Genomic DNA, 18,912 nt, shown 5'->3' with positions numbered 1-18,912 from the left:
CGTACACAGCGGAGCACAACGGAGTCCACTACCCGACACAATGATGCCAATACGCGTACCGGAGCTCGTGGACGACCACACTGAGCGACCGCTGCCGAGTGCGGTTCGAGAGTTGGGCTGAAATGTCTGACAGAATCCAGCAACCGCCCGCGAGTGACGGTATTCGCGAGGTTTCGAAGAACTTGCCAGCGGTGGGACTGGTCGCAACCGAGTCAAACGCCGAGTGGATAGCGGCCGAAATCCTCCGCATACACTCACGGGCACATCAGGTAATCGTCACGGCGGCCGTCGACGCTGACCCGCAGGCGCTCACTTTTGCCCGCTGGCTCGATGCGGAGGTGGTCGACCCGTCCGGGAGTCAACCCCAAACTGATACCCCCCGCGAGCGACTGCGGCGGTACGCTAGACAAGCGGGATATCCGGGCCTCGTGTACCACGGCGAGGGGGATGGGTCGGTCAGTCTCCCGGCGAGCCGTGAGGCGCTGAACAGTGCCGAGACGTTCACTATCGATGCCCGCATCGAACCGGTCACCGACCCGGAGCCGACCGTCATGGTCGGAATTCCGGCGTACAACGAAGCGGGGACAATCGGGACCGTGGTTGAATCGGCCAGAGAGTACGCCGACACCGTTCTGGTCGTCGATGATGGGAGCACTGACCAAACCGTCGAAGTCGCAGAGGCAGCCGGCGCAACGGTGTACGAACATGAGCGCAACGTCGGGTACGGAGGTGCGCTCAAGAGCATCTTCGAACAGGCGGACCGGAACGCCACCGACCATCTGGTCGTCCTCGATGCCGACGGTCAACACGACCCGAGCGACATCCCAGAGTTGGTCGAACGGCAGCGGGAATCGGAGGCGGAGATTGTCATCGGGAACCGGTTCGGTGAATCCACCGAGACCGAGATGCCGCTGTATAGGCGGTTCGGGCTGTTCACGGTCAATATCATGACCAACCTCAGCCTCGGAATCCTCACGCCGACCAATCGAATACGTGATACGCAGAGCGGCTTCCGGGCGTACAGCCAGACGGCGATAAGCTCGCTGGCTTCGGACAGTTCGATCGGCGACCGGATGGACGCGAGCACGAATATCCTGTATCACGCCCACTCGAACGGCTACCAGATAGCGGAGGTGCCGACGACAATAGATTACGACGTGGAGGCGTCCAACAACCTCGGTCCGGTCGAGCACGGACTCACGCTCGTCGGGAACATCATCCGGACAGTCGAGCGAGAACACCCGATTATGTTGCTCAGCGTCCCCGGTGTCTGCTTCGTTCTCGCCGGATTCGTGTTCACGTACCTCACAATGTTCAATTATTTCCAGAGTGGGACCTTCCCACTCGGGCACGCGCTGGCGAGCACTACCTTCACCATCACCGGCATCCTTGCCTCCTTCACCGGAATCATTCTCCACTCTCTGGAACTGTACCGGCAGTAGCCGGCGACGCGACGGCAGGCCAGCTATTACCCTGTGCCTCACTGTCTGTCAGGCAGTGTTTACCCGGTGCCTGTGGCCGCCGACCGTACACAACTTCTGCATAACAAAGAGTACCGTATCTCATTCGTAGGCCAATGGGACACGAACCCAAACCGGACTGTCTGGAACGAGGACAGCGCCGTGAATCATCCGGGGAACCACGGGAGGCCTCGGAAAGGTGACTATCTGCGTCCACGGGCTCGGATACATTGGGCTCGCGACCGCGGCACATTTCGCCAACAACGGTACCGAGGTCATCGGTTTCGACGTCGATGAAGACGTGCTTGAACGTCTCAGCGAGGGCGAACCGACAGTCAGCGAACCGGATTTCGAATCGTACGTGCAGGACGCACTGGAGGGGAACTTGGCGCTGAGCCGCCAGCCGCAACCAGCCGATGTACACGTAATCTGTGTGCCGACGCCGTACGACGAGATGAACGGCGAAGCGGACCTCACCTACGTGAAAGACGCCGGACGGAACGTGGCAAGCGTACTCAGGTCAGGCGACACCGTAATTCTGGAGTCGACGGTCCCGCCGGGAACGACCACCGAAGTCCTGGCCCCGATTCTTTCCCGAGAGGGGCTCGACGTCGGAGACGACGTAGAGTTAGGATACACGCCAGAAACAGTGATGCCGGGGAACACGCTCAGCGAACTCCGCACGAACGACCGCATCGTCGGCGGCGTCGACGAGGCGTCTGTCAGAACGATCAAGGCACTCTACGAGTCGCTCACCAGCGGGGAGATCCATGTCAGCGCTGACCCGACGACCGCCGAGTTCGTGAAACTCGCACAGAACGCGAAGCGGAACGTCAGCATCGCGTACGCGAACACGCTTGCACTACTGGCCGAGAACTACGGCGTCGACGTGCGGTCTGCCATCAGTCTCGCGAACAACCATCCGCGGGTCGACATCCTGAATCCGGGACCCGGCGTCGGCGGACACTGTCTCCCCGTCGACCCGCACTTCCTGAGCGACGGGACAGGTGCGACGGAACTACTCGACGTGGCGAGTCAGGTCAACGACCGGATGCCGGAACACGTCGTCAGAATGGTTGAAGACGCCGTTGGCTCGCTACACGGCAAGACTGTGGCCGTCCTCGGAATCACGTACAAGGGGAACGTCAGCGACACTCGGAACAGCCCCGGCCTAGAGGTCGCGAAACTGCTTGGAGACATCACGACAGAGGCTCGTACAGCCGTTGACGGCGGGTGGGGCGAGAGCTCGGTTACCATCCACGACCCGCGAGCGACGGATTCGAGGCTGCAACTCGTCTCGCTCGAAACGGCAGTCGACGGCGCTCATGCGGTGATATTCGGGGCGTCACACGACGAGTTCGGCGACCTCGACCCGGAAGCTATTGGTTCGAAGATGTCGGGACGGACCGTGATCGACCCGGTCGACGTTATCGACGCGGAGCGGTGGACCGATCATGGATTCGATGTCCGGACAATCTGAGCTAGGCACATCCCCGACAGACAATGCAGTGACGCGCAGAACCGACGGCGTAGGAAGCTTATAACAATTCTGTTAGTTGCTTACGAAACCGGTATGGAACCGACTGGACGCGACTGGTATCGGACGCCTGACCTGCGAAACCGGGGACCACAATGACAGGAAGCAACGTCAGCTTCGTGCTCGGAACGCGTCCGGAGATAATCAAGCTAGCACCGGTAATCCAGGAGTGTCACCGGCGCGGTGTTGACACGCACGTAATCCACACCGGGCAGCACTACTCGGACTCGCTGGACGCGGTCTTCTTTCGACAGCTCGGGCTATCGCCGCCGGATGCGAATCTGGAGGTCGGCTCCGATGATCACGGGGCCCAGACCGGAGCCATGCTCGCCGGCATCGAGGAGGAACTCCACGACATCGAACCGGCAGTCGTGTTCGTTCAGGGGGATACGAACTCGACGCTCGCGGGCGCACTCGTGGGGAGCAAGGTGGACGTCGATGTGGCCCACGTTGAAGCCGGGCTTCGGAGCTTCGACGACGATATGCCCGAGGAAACCAATCGGGTCATCATCGACCACATCTCCGACCACCTCTTCCCACCGACTGAGGAGACGGCGGCGCTACTCCGGAACGAGGGCATTCCGGAAGACCGCATCACGGTTACCGGGAACACGGTTGTGGATGCAGTCCAGACCTACGACGATAGAGCCGCGAGCGAAAGTCGGATTCTGAGCGAACTCGGCCTCACTGAGGGGCAGTTCGATCTCCTGACCGCCCACCGTGTAGAGACGGTTGATGACCGTGACGCGTTCGAGCGAATTCTCAGCGGCGTCTCTCGGGCGAGCGCTCAAGCGGACCAGGAGGTCATCTATCCGATACACCCCCGGGCAGAGGACCGCCTCGAAGAGTTCGGTATCGCGGTCCCGGCCCGGATTCGACTCGTCGAGCCGCTGGGGTTCTTTGATTTCCTCCGTTTGGAGAGTACAGCGGACGTGGTGTTCACCGATTCAGGCGGGGTTCAGGAGGAAACAAGTATCCTCGGGACGCCGTGTGTAACGCTCCGCTACGGGACCGAACGGCCCGAGACGGCGTTCGTCGGTGCGAACTGCGTTGCCGGTCGGGAGCCGAGCGCTATCGTTGCGGCGGCGACACAAATGCGTGGAAAGGCTGGGGACTGGAAAACGCCTTTTGGAGATGGGACAGCCGCCGTTCAGATTGTTGATACGATTCCGGAACTCCCCGCCAGAGAAGCAGTGACACCCACCGAGTGACTGGAGCAATAAGCACCGCCCCTCAATAGTGAGTCTGAATTCTTGAAATTGAATTGACCGGTCTCTGACGATTCGCTTGACTATGGATAAAGGAATAACGACTCAATCACGTACAACTAAACGGCCGTGTTCTGCACAATTGCTTTTCCAGTAGCAATCCATTGACTGACGACAGTCTGTTCGTCAGCCAGTGAGCAAACTGGTAGATCAAATAACCGACGACCATTCTCAACACTACCCGGCTGTCTGCACAGGTAGTAACTGTCTAATTTTATTACTTCACCCTCACCAAGCGATAATGGCTACTGATGTAGATACGAACATCGAGACGGAGTCGTTCCCGATCGATCTTCTGCTGGTCGGACTCCTCGGCCTCTGGCAGCTTGCCGCCACCCAGGGGTACATTGGACAGTCACCCGCAAGAGTTCTTTTAGGGCTGGGGGCGGTGCTTATTGCGCCGGGATACGCTCTGATTGCGCTTCTATTCCCACGCGGTTCCTCCGAGACAGATAGCTCGTTTGGCAACTGGGAGAGGCGAATTTCCACAGGCGAACGATTTGTCCTTGCGGTCGGGAGCAGTGTTTGTATAGTCCCGCTATTGGGGCTGGGTGTAGTCTTGGTTTCGTCTAGTGGGACTACAGGGCCGTACCAACTCTCTATCGGCGTCACGACAGTGCTCCTCACGATTGCTGCAACGATTCGACGGCTGCGAGTACCATCAGACGAGCGTTTCAGTCCCCTGCGGTGGGTGACAACTGCCAGGAGCCGAGCATCTCTACCGCCGACTGCGAGTGTTTCAATGCTACACATTTTGCTTGTATTAGGGCTCCTTCTCTCCGGTACTGGGATCGGTTACGCGGCCATATCGACTGAACGGGGTGAACAGTTTACCGAATTTGCGCTGGTAACTGAATCCAACAACGGGGAGTCCACTGCGTCTGAGTATCCGTCACAAATTGCACTCGGTAGTTCCCGGACCGTTCAAGTCACCATTGGTAATCATGAAGGACAAGATCTAAATTACACAGTTGTAGTCGTCGCTCAGAGAATCAAGAACGGCAATGTCCTAGCTACCGCGCGGATTGACCGGTTCAGGAGCCGCGTTGTGGCCGGTGAAACTCTTGAGCGGCCTCATGAAATGTCACCCACGCTGGTCGGTGATGGCATTCGAGTTTCTTACCTTCTCTATCGGGGCGAAGCACCTGTTGAGTCGAATCCCCGCCCCGAGAACGCGTATCGCCGTACGCATATCTGGGTTAACGTTACCAGTGGCTGACATTGTCGGCCCATATCTTATAATGTTTCCTTGCGTCCATGCGACGCTCGCTGGCACAGTCACAATATATGCTGGACGGTACGATGAATCTTGTAAGCATCTCTTACTGGCCTTTCGTGCCAACTCGTTCAATCGTCCTGTCCATCCCTATCTGCTCGCTTGCACAGGAGAGGAGTGGAGCCACAGGGCGGCAATCTCTTTGCGGCGGAAACTGACCGAAACAATATCCGTGAACTGAAGATATTTTTTTAGTATTCAACTCTGGAACCCAGTGATTAACAAAGGCTATCTGACGGGTTCAACACGATAATGGACGAGTCGACGCTTTCAGACGGTACTGGTTCTGCTGTCTCGACAGTCCCCGAACAAGACACTTCAACTGCGACAGATGGCGACAGACCGCTGCTGGCATTCTTCATTCCAGACCTCTCCGTCGGCGGTGCAGAGCAGGTCGCAATCACAATTGCGAACGGACTGGCCACCCGAGGATACGACATTGATCTTCTATTGTCACGGGCAAGCGGTGAACTCCGATCAGAGTTATCAGAACAGGTGTCTATCGTCGAGCTCCCACCATCGACGACGCCAGTGGTCGGGGTGGCCGCACACCTGCCGTTTCTGGCTACATATTTGAATAAACGCAAGCCGGCAGCGTTATTTCCACATCTCGAACACCCGAGCATTGTCTCACTCGCTATCAATCGGTTCCTCAACACCGATACTGCTGTGATTCCGACGCAACACTCTGCGTTCGGACACGAAGTCGAGGCGACACCGAAAGACCAGATTGTCAGACGAATCGTTCCCCGGCTTTACCCCGCTTCGGATCAAATAGTCAGTGTTTCTGAAGGCGTCGCGGACAGCCTCACTGACAGAACACCAGTCGAACGATCGGATATTTCAGTCCTATACAACCCTGTGGATGTCGAACAGATTCGTGAGCGGGCCAGCCAACCAGTCGAACACGAGTGGGTAGAAGGCAACGATCGAGATGTCGTCCTATTTGTTGGGCGACACGCACGGCAAAAGAATCTGGATGGATGGGTCCGTGCGTTCGAGAAGATTGTCAACAAGAACCCCGACGCACGTGCAATCATCGCGGGAAAAGGACCGTGCCGAGAGCAAGTTCAGGCGACAGTCGAGCGACTGGGGTTGTCAGACACCGTGTCTCTTCCCGGATTCGTCGATAACCCGTATCGATATATGAGAAAGTCAGATGTCTTTCTCCTCTCGTCCCGGTATGAAGGGCTACCGACGGTCCTGATCGAGTGTTTGGCGGTTGGATGCCCAGTCGTGTCGACGGACTGTCCAAGCGGCCCCAGAGAAATTCTCTCCGATGGAGAGCACGGCACACTTGTCCCAATGGACGATATTGATGGGTTAGCCAACGCAGTCTGTGACACGCTCGCTGACCCGCCCGACTCTGATCGGTTGCGGTCCCGCGCCGACGACTTCTCGCCGAAACCCGTGTTTGATGCGTACGAGCAGTTCTTAGAAGAGCACGTCTTCACATCTTAACAGCACTACCTGTTATGTACTAGCCCAGGACTTCGGACGCGGGAAGCTGGCCGTCATTGATGATTGATTCGTGGAGAGTCGCAAGTCGTTGACCGTGCGCCTCCCACGTCCAGCCCTTCGATATCAACCGCTGCTTACCGTTTGTCCCCATTCGTTCTCGCTCCTTTGAATCGTCAATGAGGCTGTTCAGAGCAGTAGTAAGTGCGTTGGAGTCTTTCTCCGGGATCAAGAGACCTGTTTCTCCGTCCACAACCTGTTCTGGGATACCGGACACAGCAGAGGCTACTACCGCGGTTTCGCTGGCCATCGACTCGTATATCGTGTTCGGTCGGCCTTCTGCGTGGCTTGGGAGCATGAAAATATCGGCGGCAGCGAACCAACGGCGGAGACCCAGTGGCGGGACTTCCCAGAGGACCCGATAATTCTCGTGGTGACTAGCCTTGAGTTCGCCGATGAGGTCTGTCCGAAGATCACCGTAATGACCGACGAAAACGAAGGCTATGTCGTCGTTACGAATGCTATCCAGAGCGTCACAAATTTCATTGATCCCTTTCCGTTCCGTATACCCGCCACAGAACATGATGAGCGTAGTCTCTTGATCGATTCCCAGTTCCCGCCGAATCGCTGCCTCGTTATCTGTTGGATACCGCGATGGATTCGCCCCATTGGGGAGTACAGTCGCTTTCGGAGCTTCCGTGATATTGTTAGCGATACGTGCAAGTGATTTACTCACACAAAAGATGCCATCCGCGTAATTGAGAGTCTCTCTGATCTTCTTCCGACTTAATTGTGAGAGGTCATAGAAATTATTCAAAATCTTCCCACGCCCCATGACTGTTAGTGGGATGTCGTTTGTCCTACAATACGGAATCAACCCGTAACCATCGTAATGAATGTGGCCAGCATGGCAGATATCTGGTGTCTCAAAGTTCGTTGAAATATATTTCGGAAGCATTTCCGAAAACGAACGAGATGACAGCGTGTATTTAAATATCTTCTGTGGTAATAAGTAGAGGAATCTAGGATAATGGACCTCGTGAGAACTGTAATCATGTCGACTCGGTATATCACTGAACTCTGAATAGGGGCCCACCGGGGGCGCTCTCGGACGAGGAGTAACGACATCCAGACTGGCGTCTGTCGTACTGAGCGCCTTGATGGAACGGAAGTTGAACAACCCCATGTAGGGATTAAAGGGGTCTGGGTGGTTCATCGCGCTTATGACCGCATCGTACATGAATGCTAACTGGCAATGGGTCTCATTAAGTATGCATCCGGTACTCGGACTTTCTTCGATGTACGGATTAGAAGATAGACAATAACAAATAAAACTATGTACGTCTTGAGCCAGCTGTTTATTTTGGATTTCGAGCCGATTCTCCCCCTATAAAAAAGGGGTTGAATCATCCCAGAATGGGCATTACACGTCTAAAGAGTACATACATGAGCAGTACCCAACCGATCCACTTGGCCCATCGAAGACCGTGGGTCCATTTCATATCGGCCTCCGGTGAAATCAGGATTACGCTCAGGACCAGAAACCACAGGAAGGCGAGGACATAGTAGACACTGAACGTCGTGAATCCGACCCACCACATCGCCAGCGAAAGCAATATGAGTACGATGACATAAATCAGCAGAAAACGGCGGAGCCGAGGCTCCGTGTCCGATTTTGGTGATGCGAGCGTCAAGCCTTTGATCCCGGTGTCTGACCCATTCATGATCGTGTTGTCTGATAATTATGGACGGTATCTGTTCGGTGACTGGCGGTGAGTCTGTGTCCGGTCATACTAATTCACCTCCAGACAACTGAGTGTGACGCAGTGTTGATTCCGACAGCCGATGGCGACGGCACTGATGGCTTGAACGGCTCTTGTCCCTTTGCATCCGTTTCGACCGTGAGATCAGCTGTGTTGCCGAGTCCTCCCTGATTATTGTTCCGCGCCAATGTCCGGATAGTGCCACTTGATGAGTTCAGGTCGAACACCATGCCATTACACTCATGGACTGAGAGCCGGCCGATATCGATATCCGAGAACAATCCAGGGCCCCGGTCTCTAATAACCTCATTGTCCTCCCGCATGTTCGTTTTAGCGATTGCTATCATATCTCCCTCGATGGTCATCTCGTCAATCCGACACTGGAGCGCATAGTCTGTCATATTTGTTGTAATGACATCATTAAGACGTACCGTCGGTGGAGTGTCCGCTCTGGCGGATATACGCTGAATGAACTGTCGGCCATCAAATTCATGTCCGGGGGTATCATCAAGCTTGGCCTCAAGCGAGGGCGTGTTTGCGCGGTGGTAGACACGGCGGACATCCAGTAGAGATGCGGCACTCAGCTTACAAAAATTCGCACCAGTGCCAGTCACATAGCAGTTTCTGACAGAAATCTCGCCAGCATTAAACCGGACATCTATTGCGCTCCCGGAACAGTCGATGAAACGGGAGTTTGTCACTTTGAGTGGATTACCATTGCTCGCGTGCGTGGTGATGTGGTGACCGATGTGTCTGCCACCGGAATAATTGTGATCGGCAATGGCATTGTCCTCAAAGGTACACCGGTTGACAGTCCGTAGCACATCACGGCCAAGGATAGCCTCTTGATACCAGCCGCGGATGTGGGTGTTCGATATGTGGAGGTCCCCGTTGCCACCGACTTTTATACACCTGGATCCGCCCCCGGAATCGCGAAGATTTGGGAGATTCTCATAGTTCCCGTTGAGCTGTATATCCCTAATAACGACCGTCCCGTGGTTCACATCATCCATATAACGGAAGGCCGTTTGAACCGGGTGCGACCCGGCCTGAAGTCGTTCGGTAATAGCGAGTTCCGAGGCTTGTGGGCCGGCCCCATAAATTGAGATGCCGGGTGGCATATCCCCGTCGGCACCGATCCGATTAAATGGTTCGTACTGCGCTCCTCTACGGCCAATATAGTACGTTCCCTCTGGAACGTAGATCGACCCGTGAGCACCAGCCGCTTGAGCAGCAGCTTGGAGGGAATTCAGATTCCGCTCTGCGGCCTCAATGCCCGGATCAGTCGGATTCGGTTTCGCACCGTGATCCCTGATGTTTTCCCCATTCGGTTCTGGCGCATTTTCTCCATCTGGTTTTGTCTCCGGCGTCCCCTCCACGCTGACCAGCGGCTCCTCACTGGGCCCAGTAAACCGACTCCCAAACACTTCATGGACGACACCGCCAGTGACCGCAGCTGATCCAAGGAGGGCAAGGAGTTTCCGTCGGCCGATCTGCGACGCCAACCCTGAGTCATCAGTCATTGTTTTTGCACGTGTAGACCAAGTTATGTACCAGCGGAGAGCACATCACTTGATACGGTCCTAGTAAGCATACTCGCATATGCCGTGATTGACAGCATTGTTATTCCCTTCTTAACCCCATTTTACATCCGATGATGGGAGTAGCATTCTTCATCAGACGGAACACATCTAACGGCCTCGTCAACTCCAGTATCGGTATCGCTTTCAGGCGTGTGCGTAATATTCGGTTAGGACCTTTTTCTTGATTCCGGGGGTGCTTCTCCAGCAGGTGAGATTTATCGGCCGGTACTAGCGAGATCTCCAAACAGTGTCTTCCCGTTTGACGGCAATAGTAGGCGCCGAATAGTGAACACCGTCGGTCTCGACCACCGATACTGAAGCCACATGAATGAGTCCGTGGACACTGACGAAGCGACAACACCGCTCGTGAGCGCAATCATACCGACGTACGGCCGGAACGAAAGGTTATCGAGCGCCATCCAGAGTGTTCTAGAGCAGACGTATGACAACATTGAGTTGTTCGTCGTCGATGACGCATCTCCGACCCCTGTTAGGGAAACGCTGGACTCATTCGATCCGACGGTGGAAAACTCGTTTCGTATCCTTCGCCATGACGAGAACCAAGGAGCGAACGCTGCTAGAAATACGGGAATTAGAGCGTCTGACGGCCGATATGTCGCATTTTTGGACGATGACGACCAGTGGGACGAGACGAAGATCACAAAGCAGGTTCAAGCATTTCAGGAGTCTGACTCGGAGACCGGTGTTGTGTACACTGGCGTTCGGAAGGACGGGCCGGAGGGCACAACAGTGTCGACACCAGTTGCATCGGGCGACGTAATGAAGGATCTCCTGACCGGCACGAACTTTGGTCAGTTTTCCTCGGTTATGGTCGACACAACAGTCATAGAAACTGCAGGATTACCCGACGAGAGGTTGCCTGCCTGGCAAGATCGTGAGTGGTTCTTCCGCCTTGCACAGCACACACACTTCCGGCCAGTTCGGGAGACGCTGACGTACCGTCAGACTGGACTCCCTGGCAGCATTACAAAAAAATATGAACAGAAGCGAGATGTGGCGTATCCAATGCTCATCTCGAAGCACGACTGGGTTGCGGCGGAGTACGGAATTTACTACGAGCGGATGTTCAAAGCCACAATGCGCCGCTCGCTGGCACGGTCTGCAGTTAGAGCCGACCGCTACAAGGAAGCCAGGAAGTATTTTTTATTATCCGCGCTGGCAAACCCTTTGTACTGGCCAGTGTATCCACATTTGTTCGCGTCGCTGGGTGGGAAGTGGTCTTATGAATCGATTGCCTCCCTCCGACAGCAGGTAACCAACGGTCCTGCTTCCGGTACCTGAATGCTCACGACTGCCATATGGCAGCGAATACACACTGTCAGGAAACCGGACACTGCGCCATCCTATCAACTGAACCGCTGCTATCGTTTTCATTTCAGACCTGGAGAGATGGCGATACAGACCAGGTCACAGTCAGTGATGCAGACGGAATGGCTTCGCACAGAATAACTGTAATCCGTTGCTCTTGGAGTTCGACGGAGGATGCGATGTGATCTGCCAGCAAGTTTTTGTCGTCCATGCTCTGCCGTTGAGGACGTTCGTCGCTAGCATCCCATCTACCAGCGCTGATCGTCTGTTTCCATATGGGACATCGGTTGATAACGGTATATTACGGAGAATCATGCTCTGATTGATTCACGTAGCTTCAGTAATCACCTATCCGTTGATTCGAAACTGGTACTTTGCGGCGGAGCGGCATCCTCCTGTCCGTGGATAGACAGACACGCAGAAGCAGTCAGGGCTTCAGTCCGTGGGTTCAAGCATCATCAAATAAGCACGCTGGACGTGAGCGGAATCCCTCGCGGGTCGGACCTCGTATTCTTCAGGCGGCCCTGTGGAGACATCTAAATGATCGCATAACAATGTATGCAATTCGGAAAGTGGAACATATGCAAGCACGATCAAGTAAAGGATCATCTGATGCTCTTGATCAAGGAGATTCCTCTCGCCCGACGATGTGGCTCTTCCAGCGATGTTCCATGGAGCGACATCAATGAGTCGAGCCCGGCACCTCGAATTGCTTACGCTCCTTGGGACGGGGCTGCTCATGATCGCAGTCGCAGTCGTTTCTGCGATGCCATCGGCAACCAAGTATGAAATATCTATCTACGGAACGCTCCCGTCGTATTTTTGGGTCTCGATTGTTGGGGCATTGTTCGTGGGCGGTCTCGTCATACTCTTGAGCGCAGCTGAACCTGCGGATACGACGTGGCGACCGGCGCTCGTGCTCATGGTCCTCTCTAATTTGATCCTCTTTCTCATGCCGTTCCTGCGTGGGTATCAGATGTATGGGCGGGAAGACCCGATGTCGCATCTCGGGTACATGCGTGATTTTGTCGTCACCGGCGAAATTGGCGCCAATATCTACCCGCCGGCCCACGTTCTGGCCGTTACTGTCTCCAATGCAACGGGTCTCGACTGGACGACGGTCGTGATGGTTCTGTCACCCATGTTTTCTCTGCTGTACTACGGAGCGATGTTCTATCTGTTGCGGACCGTGTTCGATTCCCGACGACAGATGCTCTTCGGACTCCCGTTCGTCATGCTCCCTGTGCTTCGATTCGCACATCTCGGGTTCCGCCCCTTCGCACTGAGTATCATGCTGATACCGTTCTCGTTGTATCTTCTCTTCAAGAGCGATCAAAGCGCAACACCTGTCACCCGAGCCGCATTCGTGATCGCACTCTTCGCACAGACCTTCTATCACCCGCTAACTGCGCTTTTTGTCATTGGAGTATTTGTCCTCTATCGCGGCAGCAATCACATTCCGAGTATGGACGGCACCCTCCCCACAACAAAAAACCTCTTTTCGCTCTCAGTGGCATTGTTTGCAGTGTGGTACACGCAGTACGCGGGTATCCTTTTGCGCTTCAAGCGAATCTACGCTACCCTGTTCGGTGTCAACCAAGGAGAACCGCCAGTGGCCGCTTATCAGAGCACCATTCAAGAGTCGTCGCCGGCCCTCATTGATATCCTCCGGGTGATAACATTCAAGTACGGCGTGGAGTTCATGCTGTTCGGTCTCGGGTTCGCATTCACAGTCGCTGCAGCGTTTCTGGTCTGGAAAAGCCGATATACCCCTACACCACACCTTGGGATGCTTATCGGGACGGTGGTCGTATTCAGTTTCGGAGGGTTATTATTTTTAGTCTCAGACCTCATCGTCCCGCCAAACCGACCCTTCCAGATCGCGAAGATCGGCGCTATCATCTTGGTCGGGCAGCTGTTGTATGTCGGATGGAGAAAGATCGACTGGAGCGAGAGACGGATCGGACGGACTGGAGGGTTCTGGCCGGCAGCTGTGGTGATTCTCCTACTGCTCGCAAGTCTTTCTACGTTTAGCGTGTATAAATCACCGCTCAGTTCTGAACGGAATCCACAGGTAACCGAGATGGAACTTGAGGGGAGCGCGTGGCTGATGGGTCATGGAGAGGCCACCGAAAATCTAGACCGCTTCGGAATCACTTTTCACCGACACCACGACTATCGGAACGGTGTTCAGACACCGGACAATTTCGACGAAGGGACACCGCCGAGTCATTTCAACTACACCACGCGACAGTATCTCGGGAGTAGTTACGAGTCCGACCACTACCTTACAATCACGCGCAAGGGCCGCATCACGTATCCAGAGCTGTTCCCGGGTTACCGCGACCGGTGGCGATACACACCTGGTGATTTCGATCAACTTGAACGGGACCAGACGGTCAACCGACTGTATGATAACGGAGATTATACGCAGTACCTCGTTAATGCCACCGCGACTGACAGAGCAACAACGGGTCCGAACTGACTCCACACTGAACCAGTAAATACGGTGTATACGACTGAAGAGTAAGAGGAGCTACCGATCTACAGTATTATCAGATAGACATAGCACCGAAGCAGAAGTTTAACTCGGTTAGGAAACATATAATTATTTTCTTAAAAGTTGTTAAGTCGCTCATGCTGGATCCATATTGGGGCAACACGGAGGACTATTTATCGAAGGGTGAACGGATTCGATTCGAGGGATACAGCTCCCCCCAGTGGAGGCGATAGCAATGAAAAATATCGTTTTCATTACTGTCGATTCGCTGCGTGCTGACTATGTTTCTGGCCCGAAAGCTCCTGCCTCGCTCGAAACGCTTCCACGGATGACTGAAGAGTGGCTCACTTGCTCCACTGCGTACGCAAACGCACCATACACGAAGCAGTCGTTTCTCTCAATTCTGAGCGGGAGCTATCCCTGGACGTTCGAATCAGCGGAGACAGGATTTGACCCGGACCGAGTGCATATTGCGGAGCGATTGTCTGAAGAGGGGTACGCCACGGGTGGCTTCCACTCGAACACATATCTGAGCCCGACATACAACTACGATAGAGGGTTCGACTATTATCTGGGTCGGGACAGTGGAGACGATGGAGACACAGAGTCCCGGCTCACATCACTGTTTAATACGGCTGTGGAACGGGCTGTCGCTACCGAGGAACTCTCAGATCTCATCTACTGGACTTACCAGAACGCCGGTAAACGGTTAGGGATTCAGCTTGGTAGTAACCTCTACAAGCCGGCCGAAGAGTTGAATCAACATATCGTCAACTGGACCCAACGGCAGTCTAAGCCCGTGTTTATCTGGGCTCATTATATGGATGTGCACAATCCGTACTATCCACATGAAGGGACAGTCAGTGAGGGAATCAGCCGGAGGCGGGCGGTAAAACTGTTTCATAAAGTCAACGAACAACGGTCCGAGGCCGCCGAGGGCGATATAGACACCCTTGAGCGTCTGTATCGTGGTGAAATCGAGTATTTCGACCGGCAACTTGGTAACCTGCTTGAGCGACTCGACGAGACGATCGGTTCAGAGGAGACACTCCTTGTGTTCACGTCGGACCATGGCGAAGCGTTCAACGAGAAGGGACGTGTTTTTCATCCGGGAAGCGCTCTTTATGAGGAGAATATTCGTGTTCCGATGATGATAGATGGACCCGACATCAGTGGTGGCGAGATAGAAAGCCCGGTTTCACATATCGACCTTGTCCCGACGATATTGAACAGAGCCGGTATCGAGGCACCCAAGTCAGTTGACGGGCGCGATATCGCCGGGTACGACTTTGACGCTACCAGTGACAGGATTGTTTTCACTGAGAGCTACGATCACGAAGACGGCGGACTAATGGGAACTGATGGAGAGTATAAGCTCATCAGGGATCTGGAGACGGGCGAGGACCTCTTTTGTAGGCGCAACTCCGAACCAGAGAAAATCAACCAACCAGACGAGACTGAGTCTATCGCCTACGACAGGCTAGCTGGCGCTCTGGACGACCACGTGCAGTCGGTGACAAACGCCGAAGTTGCTGCTACTGATGGCGAGATTTCCGAGAACGTCCGACTCCAACTCCGCAAACTCGGCTACAAAGAGTGACGAACCGTTTGAGGATATACACTGCAACTTCGCCCCGCAAACGGGGAGCTAAATACAACGGGAGGTGGACTACAGCGTTTCGCTCAGACTATCCACTTGGTTCTCGACATCGTTGACCGTGATCCGAAGTTCGTCGACCTGACCGCGGTCTCGCAATCGGTGCGTGTAACTGACCCGGTCCCCGCTGACACGGGTGCTATCGGCAGCCACCACTGTTCCCTGAGAGAGGAGCGTCGTGACGACCATATCGAGGTCCCCATCGGCGTCCGTTACGGTCCAGTCGACATCGAATCGTGACCAGTCATCAATATCGGTCCGGGTCACATCCATCGTCTCGATCTTCGGGGGGTTCGAAGCCGTCCCGTTGTCTACGGTTACGGTGACTGAGGCCGTAGCGCTGTTTCCAGCAGAGTCTGTTACACGCGCTTCGAGTTGGTAGTCGCCCCCATCAACTCCCGTCGTGTCCCACGTGCTCTCGTGATATCCCGTCTCAGCGTTGTAAGTGGCCACATTCCAGCTCGCATCGCCGATACGGTGTTCTACGGTCAATGCGTCTGCAGTATCCTCCTCGTCGCTCGCTGCGATCTGTAACGTCACTTCGCCACTTGTTACTTCACCGTCGGTCGGCGTTGCCCAGGAGACGGACGGTGCCGTCTCTGTCGTCTCGGAGTCTGGGAATTGAGCGGTGGCACCGCCAGTCACAGCGCTGAAGACGTCCGTTTCGACGCGCTGCGGGTCGAACGATCCCAGTCCGACCCAGCCGTCAGTGTGGTCGCTGTCGGTCTCGACAACGTCCCACTCAGTGGGTTCGTCAGTCCCAGCGGGCCACACTTTGGCTTTCAGCTCAGACCCCTCCACACGGAACCGTCTGTAGAAGTACTCATTCTCCTGTGGCGTGCCGAACCGAGCTATCGTTGTTGTATTCCCGTCGGTGTATTTGCCGAGGCGGAACGAGTCTGCACGATCTTCTATCTCTATCCAGTAGCCGTTGGCCCTTCGGTTGACCGTGGAGGCACGGAGATACACCCGAGCGTGGAACCCGTATTCCGCGTTCGTGGCGAACGAGGGGACTCGAAACTTATCCAGTACCTCAACGTCGCCCGGTTGGCCGACATCGTCCGCGGATATGGCATATCTAGTGCGATTCCCGTCAGTGTTCTCGAAAGCGAGGGCAGATTCTCCCGCGAACTCCGACCCGGTATCAACGCCCCAATCGCTCGTGGAACTGAACCACTGCGGTGTCCAGTGATCGAACAACGGTGGCTCGGAGGTAGTGGTCGTGTCCCCCCCAGAGTCATCGGACGCTGAGTTGATACCGACATCAGATGCAGCCGGAACATTGGGTGTGAGCGGGCTGGCACCCTGCTCGTCAGCCTCTATTGTGATCGCGCCGGTATCGCCAAGACCGCCGTTCCCATCACGCGCGAGCGTTTTGATAGCCCCGTCCGAGTCCTGCGTGCCGAACAATGCTTGCTCGCAATTGTGCACTGACACGCGGTCGAGAGCCACATCGGAGAAGTGTGCTCCGTCACGGTCACGGAACACTTCATCAGCTAGTTCGAACGTTGCGTTGTGGATTGCAAAGTTGTCTCCCTGAAGGTTCAGTTGCCCTTCGGCAGCCTGGATAGCGTATCCCATGTGGTCTCTGGTTTCGACATCCTCAAGATACACTGTCGGCACGCCACCAGTGCGATCGGACAGCCTATTGATGAAACATCGGCCATAGAAGTTCTCACCCGTCTTTTCGTCGAGCTTCGATTCGAGTGATGGGGTGTTGGCACGATGATAGACACGTCGGACATCGAACAGCGAGGAAGCACTCAATTTACACAGGTTGGCACCGGTCCCTGTCACGTAACAGTCCTGCATGCGTATCTCGCCGGTGTTAAACCGAACATCTATTGCGCTCCCTGAACAGTCGATGAAATGTGAGTTCGTCACCTTGAGGGGGTTACCCTCGCTTGCATGGGTAGTGATGTGGTGGCCGATGTGTCCGCCGCCCGAATAATTGTGGTCCGCTATGGCGTTCTCTTCAAACGTACACCGGTCAACGGTCCGTAGCACGTCCCGGCCAAGGATTGCCTCTTGATACCAGCCACGGATATGTGCATTCGAGAAGTGTACATCTCCACTACCAGCGATATTCATACATCGAGAACCCCCACCAGCACTGCGAAGGTCTGGTAGGTTCTCGTAGTTTCCGTCCAGCCGTATATCACGGATCGTGACCGTGCCGTGATCGACACCATCGTCGTAGTAGAACCCTGTCTGTATTGGGTGGGATGACGAGTCAGTGTGTCTGCTCACCCCTAACGCTGAGCGCTCTGGACCAGCACCGGTGATCGAGATCCCAGCGGGTTCTTGCCCGCCGAACTCAAAGAACGAAGACCGACTATCACGGGCGAAGTAGAACGTTCCCTCAGGGACATAAATCTCGCCGCCGTCCCCGGTGGCATTTGCCGCGTCAAGCACTGCTTTCCAGTTACGTTTCGCCGCGTCGAACGAGGGGTCGTCTGGGTTCGCTACCGCACCGTGTTCGGTTATGTCTTCAGTCATAGCGCGTACTCACTGAAATCAGTCATATACTGCGTCTGCTGTGACGATTCGGTTGCAGTAACGCTGTTCGCACCAACGAGCGCGGCGACCGTGACAGCACCAGCTCTGAGATATTCCCTGCGGTTAATCGTACCTTGTCGGTCCCCGTCTAGTGGTTTGTTCCGATCTTTTTCTCCCTCCGCTTCTTCCGTTAGTAACTCATTACTTTGCTCCGATTCGGTATTCATCACACTCACCGCTGGTGGAGGTCCCGTATTTACTGATGCTACCAGTCGAAGTAAGTTTGCCCTGTTTTATTTACCAATTAGAGATACTTGGAGGCAGTTAGCTTAACTTAAGTTATCAATATAGGATGGTGGTAAGAACCTCCTACCTCGGGAGTAGATGCCCGCGCAGTCTAGTTGGTCAGTATGGTCGAGTACAGGACACTGCAGTCAGTCGTAGGAAGTCATTAACTCGGTCTGATACCAAGCCGGATCCGTGTTGAACGGGTTGGCACCGCCCGGGACCCTACAGTATCCGGATAATGTGGTATGGACAGTTGTGACTGTATTCTGACTCATTGGCTCTGGTGAATCGCGG

The 18,912-nt window shown here is 55.0% G+C and carries 11 protein-coding genes; 8 read left to right on the top strand and 3 right to left on the bottom strand.

The genetic code is table 11. The features are described from left to right. The first annotated feature begins 122 nt into the window (after nt 1-122). The 5 genes from RR_RS02340 (at nt 123) to RR_RS02320 (ending at nt 7,002) form a co-directional block, all read left to right on the top strand. Nucleotides 123-1,442: a glycosyltransferase family 2 protein gene (locus RR_RS02340; RefSeq protein ID WP_011222512.1), complete on the top strand. Its 1,320-nt coding sequence runs from the start codon at nt 123-125 to the stop codon at nt 1,440-1,442. A gap of 217 nt (nt 1,443-1,659) precedes the next feature. After that, the gene (locus RR_RS02335) at nt 1,660-2,940 is read left to right on the top strand and encodes a nucleotide sugar dehydrogenase (protein ID WP_007188531.1); all 1,281 of its coding nucleotides are present in this window, start codon (nt 1,660-1,662) and stop codon (nt 2,938-2,940) included. Nucleotides 2,941-3,092: 152 nt separating this feature from the next. Then, nucleotides 3,093-4,208, top strand: a complete 1,116-nt coding sequence (wecB, locus tag RR_RS02330; protein WP_011222510.1) for a non-hydrolyzing UDP-N-acetylglucosamine 2-epimerase — start codon at nt 3,093-3,095, stop codon at nt 4,206-4,208. A gap of 298 nt (nt 4,209-4,506) precedes the next feature. Next, nucleotides 4,507-5,484: a DUF1616 domain-containing protein gene (locus RR_RS02325; protein ID WP_011222509.1), complete on the top strand. Its 978-nt coding sequence runs from the start codon at nt 4,507-4,509 to the stop codon at nt 5,482-5,484. Between the two features lie 309 nt (nt 5,485-5,793). Next, a complete protein-coding gene (locus RR_RS02320; protein WP_011222508.1) occupies nt 5,794-7,002 on the top strand; it encodes a glycosyltransferase in 1,209 nt (402 codons plus the stop codon). 19 nt (nt 7,003-7,021) lie between these two features. Here RR_RS02320 and RR_RS02315 read toward each other — a convergent pair whose 3' ends face one another. Together RR_RS02315 and RR_RS02305 are read right to left on the bottom strand one after the other, a co-directional pair. Further along, complete coding sequence (locus tag RR_RS02315) at nt 7,022-8,239, bottom strand: glycosyltransferase family 4 protein (RefSeq protein WP_011222507.1); 1,218 nt, start codon at nt 8,237-8,239, stop codon at nt 7,022-7,024. A gap of 558 nt (nt 8,240-8,797) precedes the next feature. Beyond that, nucleotides 8,798-10,285, bottom strand: a complete 1,488-nt coding sequence (locus RR_RS02305) for a right-handed parallel beta-helix repeat-containing protein (protein ID WP_011222505.1) — start codon at nt 10,283-10,285, stop codon at nt 8,798-8,800. 384 nt (nt 10,286-10,669) lie between these two features. Here RR_RS02305 and RR_RS02300 point away from each other — a divergent pair, with 384 nt between their 5' ends. From RR_RS02300 to RR_RS02290, 3 genes are all read left to right on the top strand, one after another. After that, on the top strand, nt 10,670-11,647 hold the full coding sequence (locus RR_RS02300; RefSeq protein WP_011222504.1) for a glycosyltransferase family 2 protein: 978 nt from the start codon (nt 10,670-10,672) through the stop codon (nt 11,645-11,647). A gap of 766 nt (nt 11,648-12,413) precedes the next feature. Next, nucleotides 12,414-14,159, top strand: coding sequence for a hypothetical protein (locus RR_RS02295; RefSeq protein ID WP_137440602.1), 1,746 nt, complete (start codon nt 12,414-12,416; stop codon nt 14,157-14,159). A gap of 235 nt (nt 14,160-14,394) precedes the next feature. Then, nucleotides 14,395-15,774, top strand: coding sequence for a sulfatase (locus RR_RS02290; RefSeq protein WP_137440601.1), 1,380 nt, complete (start codon nt 14,395-14,397; stop codon nt 15,772-15,774). Nucleotides 15,775-15,843: 69 nt separating this feature from the next. Here RR_RS02290 and RR_RS02285 read toward each other — a convergent pair whose 3' ends face one another. Further along, on the bottom strand, nt 15,844-18,330 hold the full coding sequence (locus RR_RS02285) for an Ig-like domain-containing protein (protein WP_011222501.1): 2,487 nt from the start codon (nt 18,328-18,330) through the stop codon (nt 15,844-15,846). Nucleotides 18,331-18,912: the final 582 nt, after the last annotated feature.

Origin of the sequence: Haloarcula marismortui ATCC 43049 (assembly GCF_000011085.1) — an archaeon.
Taxonomy (GTDB): Archaea; Halobacteriota; Halobacteria; order Halobacteriales; family Haloarculaceae; genus Haloarcula; species Haloarcula marismortui.
The sequence above is the reverse complement of the archived record's forward strand: the minus strand, read 5'-3'. Positions and strand labels throughout refer to the sequence as shown.

What these genes read in the sequence shown, in the direction of transcription:
- RR_RS02305 (WP_011222505.1), bottom strand. Translation starts at nt 10,285, where the DNA reads ATGACTGATGACTCAGGGTTGGCGTCGCAGATCGGCCGACGGAAACTC.
- RR_RS02300 (WP_011222504.1), top strand. Translation starts at nt 10,670, where the DNA reads ATGAATGAGTCCGTGGACACTGACGAAGCGACAACACCGCTCGTGAGC.
- RR_RS02315 (WP_011222507.1), bottom strand. Translation starts at nt 8,239, where the DNA reads ATGTACGATGCGGTCATAAGCGCGATGAACCACCCAGACCCCTTTAAT.
- RR_RS02325 (WP_011222509.1), top strand. Translation starts at nt 4,507, where the DNA reads ATGGCTACTGATGTAGATACGAACATCGAGACGGAGTCGTTCCCGATC.
- RR_RS02340 (WP_011222512.1), top strand. Translation starts at nt 123, where the DNA reads ATGTCTGACAGAATCCAGCAACCGCCCGCGAGTGACGGTATTCGCGAG.
- RR_RS02320 (WP_011222508.1), top strand. Translation starts at nt 5,794, where the DNA reads ATGGACGAGTCGACGCTTTCAGACGGTACTGGTTCTGCTGTCTCGACA.
- wecB (WP_011222510.1), top strand. Translation starts at nt 3,093, where the DNA reads ATGACAGGAAGCAACGTCAGCTTCGTGCTCGGAACGCGTCCGGAGATA.
- RR_RS02295 (WP_137440602.1), top strand. Translation starts at nt 12,414, where the DNA reads ATGATCGCAGTCGCAGTCGTTTCTGCGATGCCATCGGCAACCAAGTAT.
- RR_RS02285 (WP_011222501.1), bottom strand. Translation starts at nt 18,330, where the DNA reads ATGACTGAAGACATAACCGAACACGGTGCGGTAGCGAACCCAGACGAC.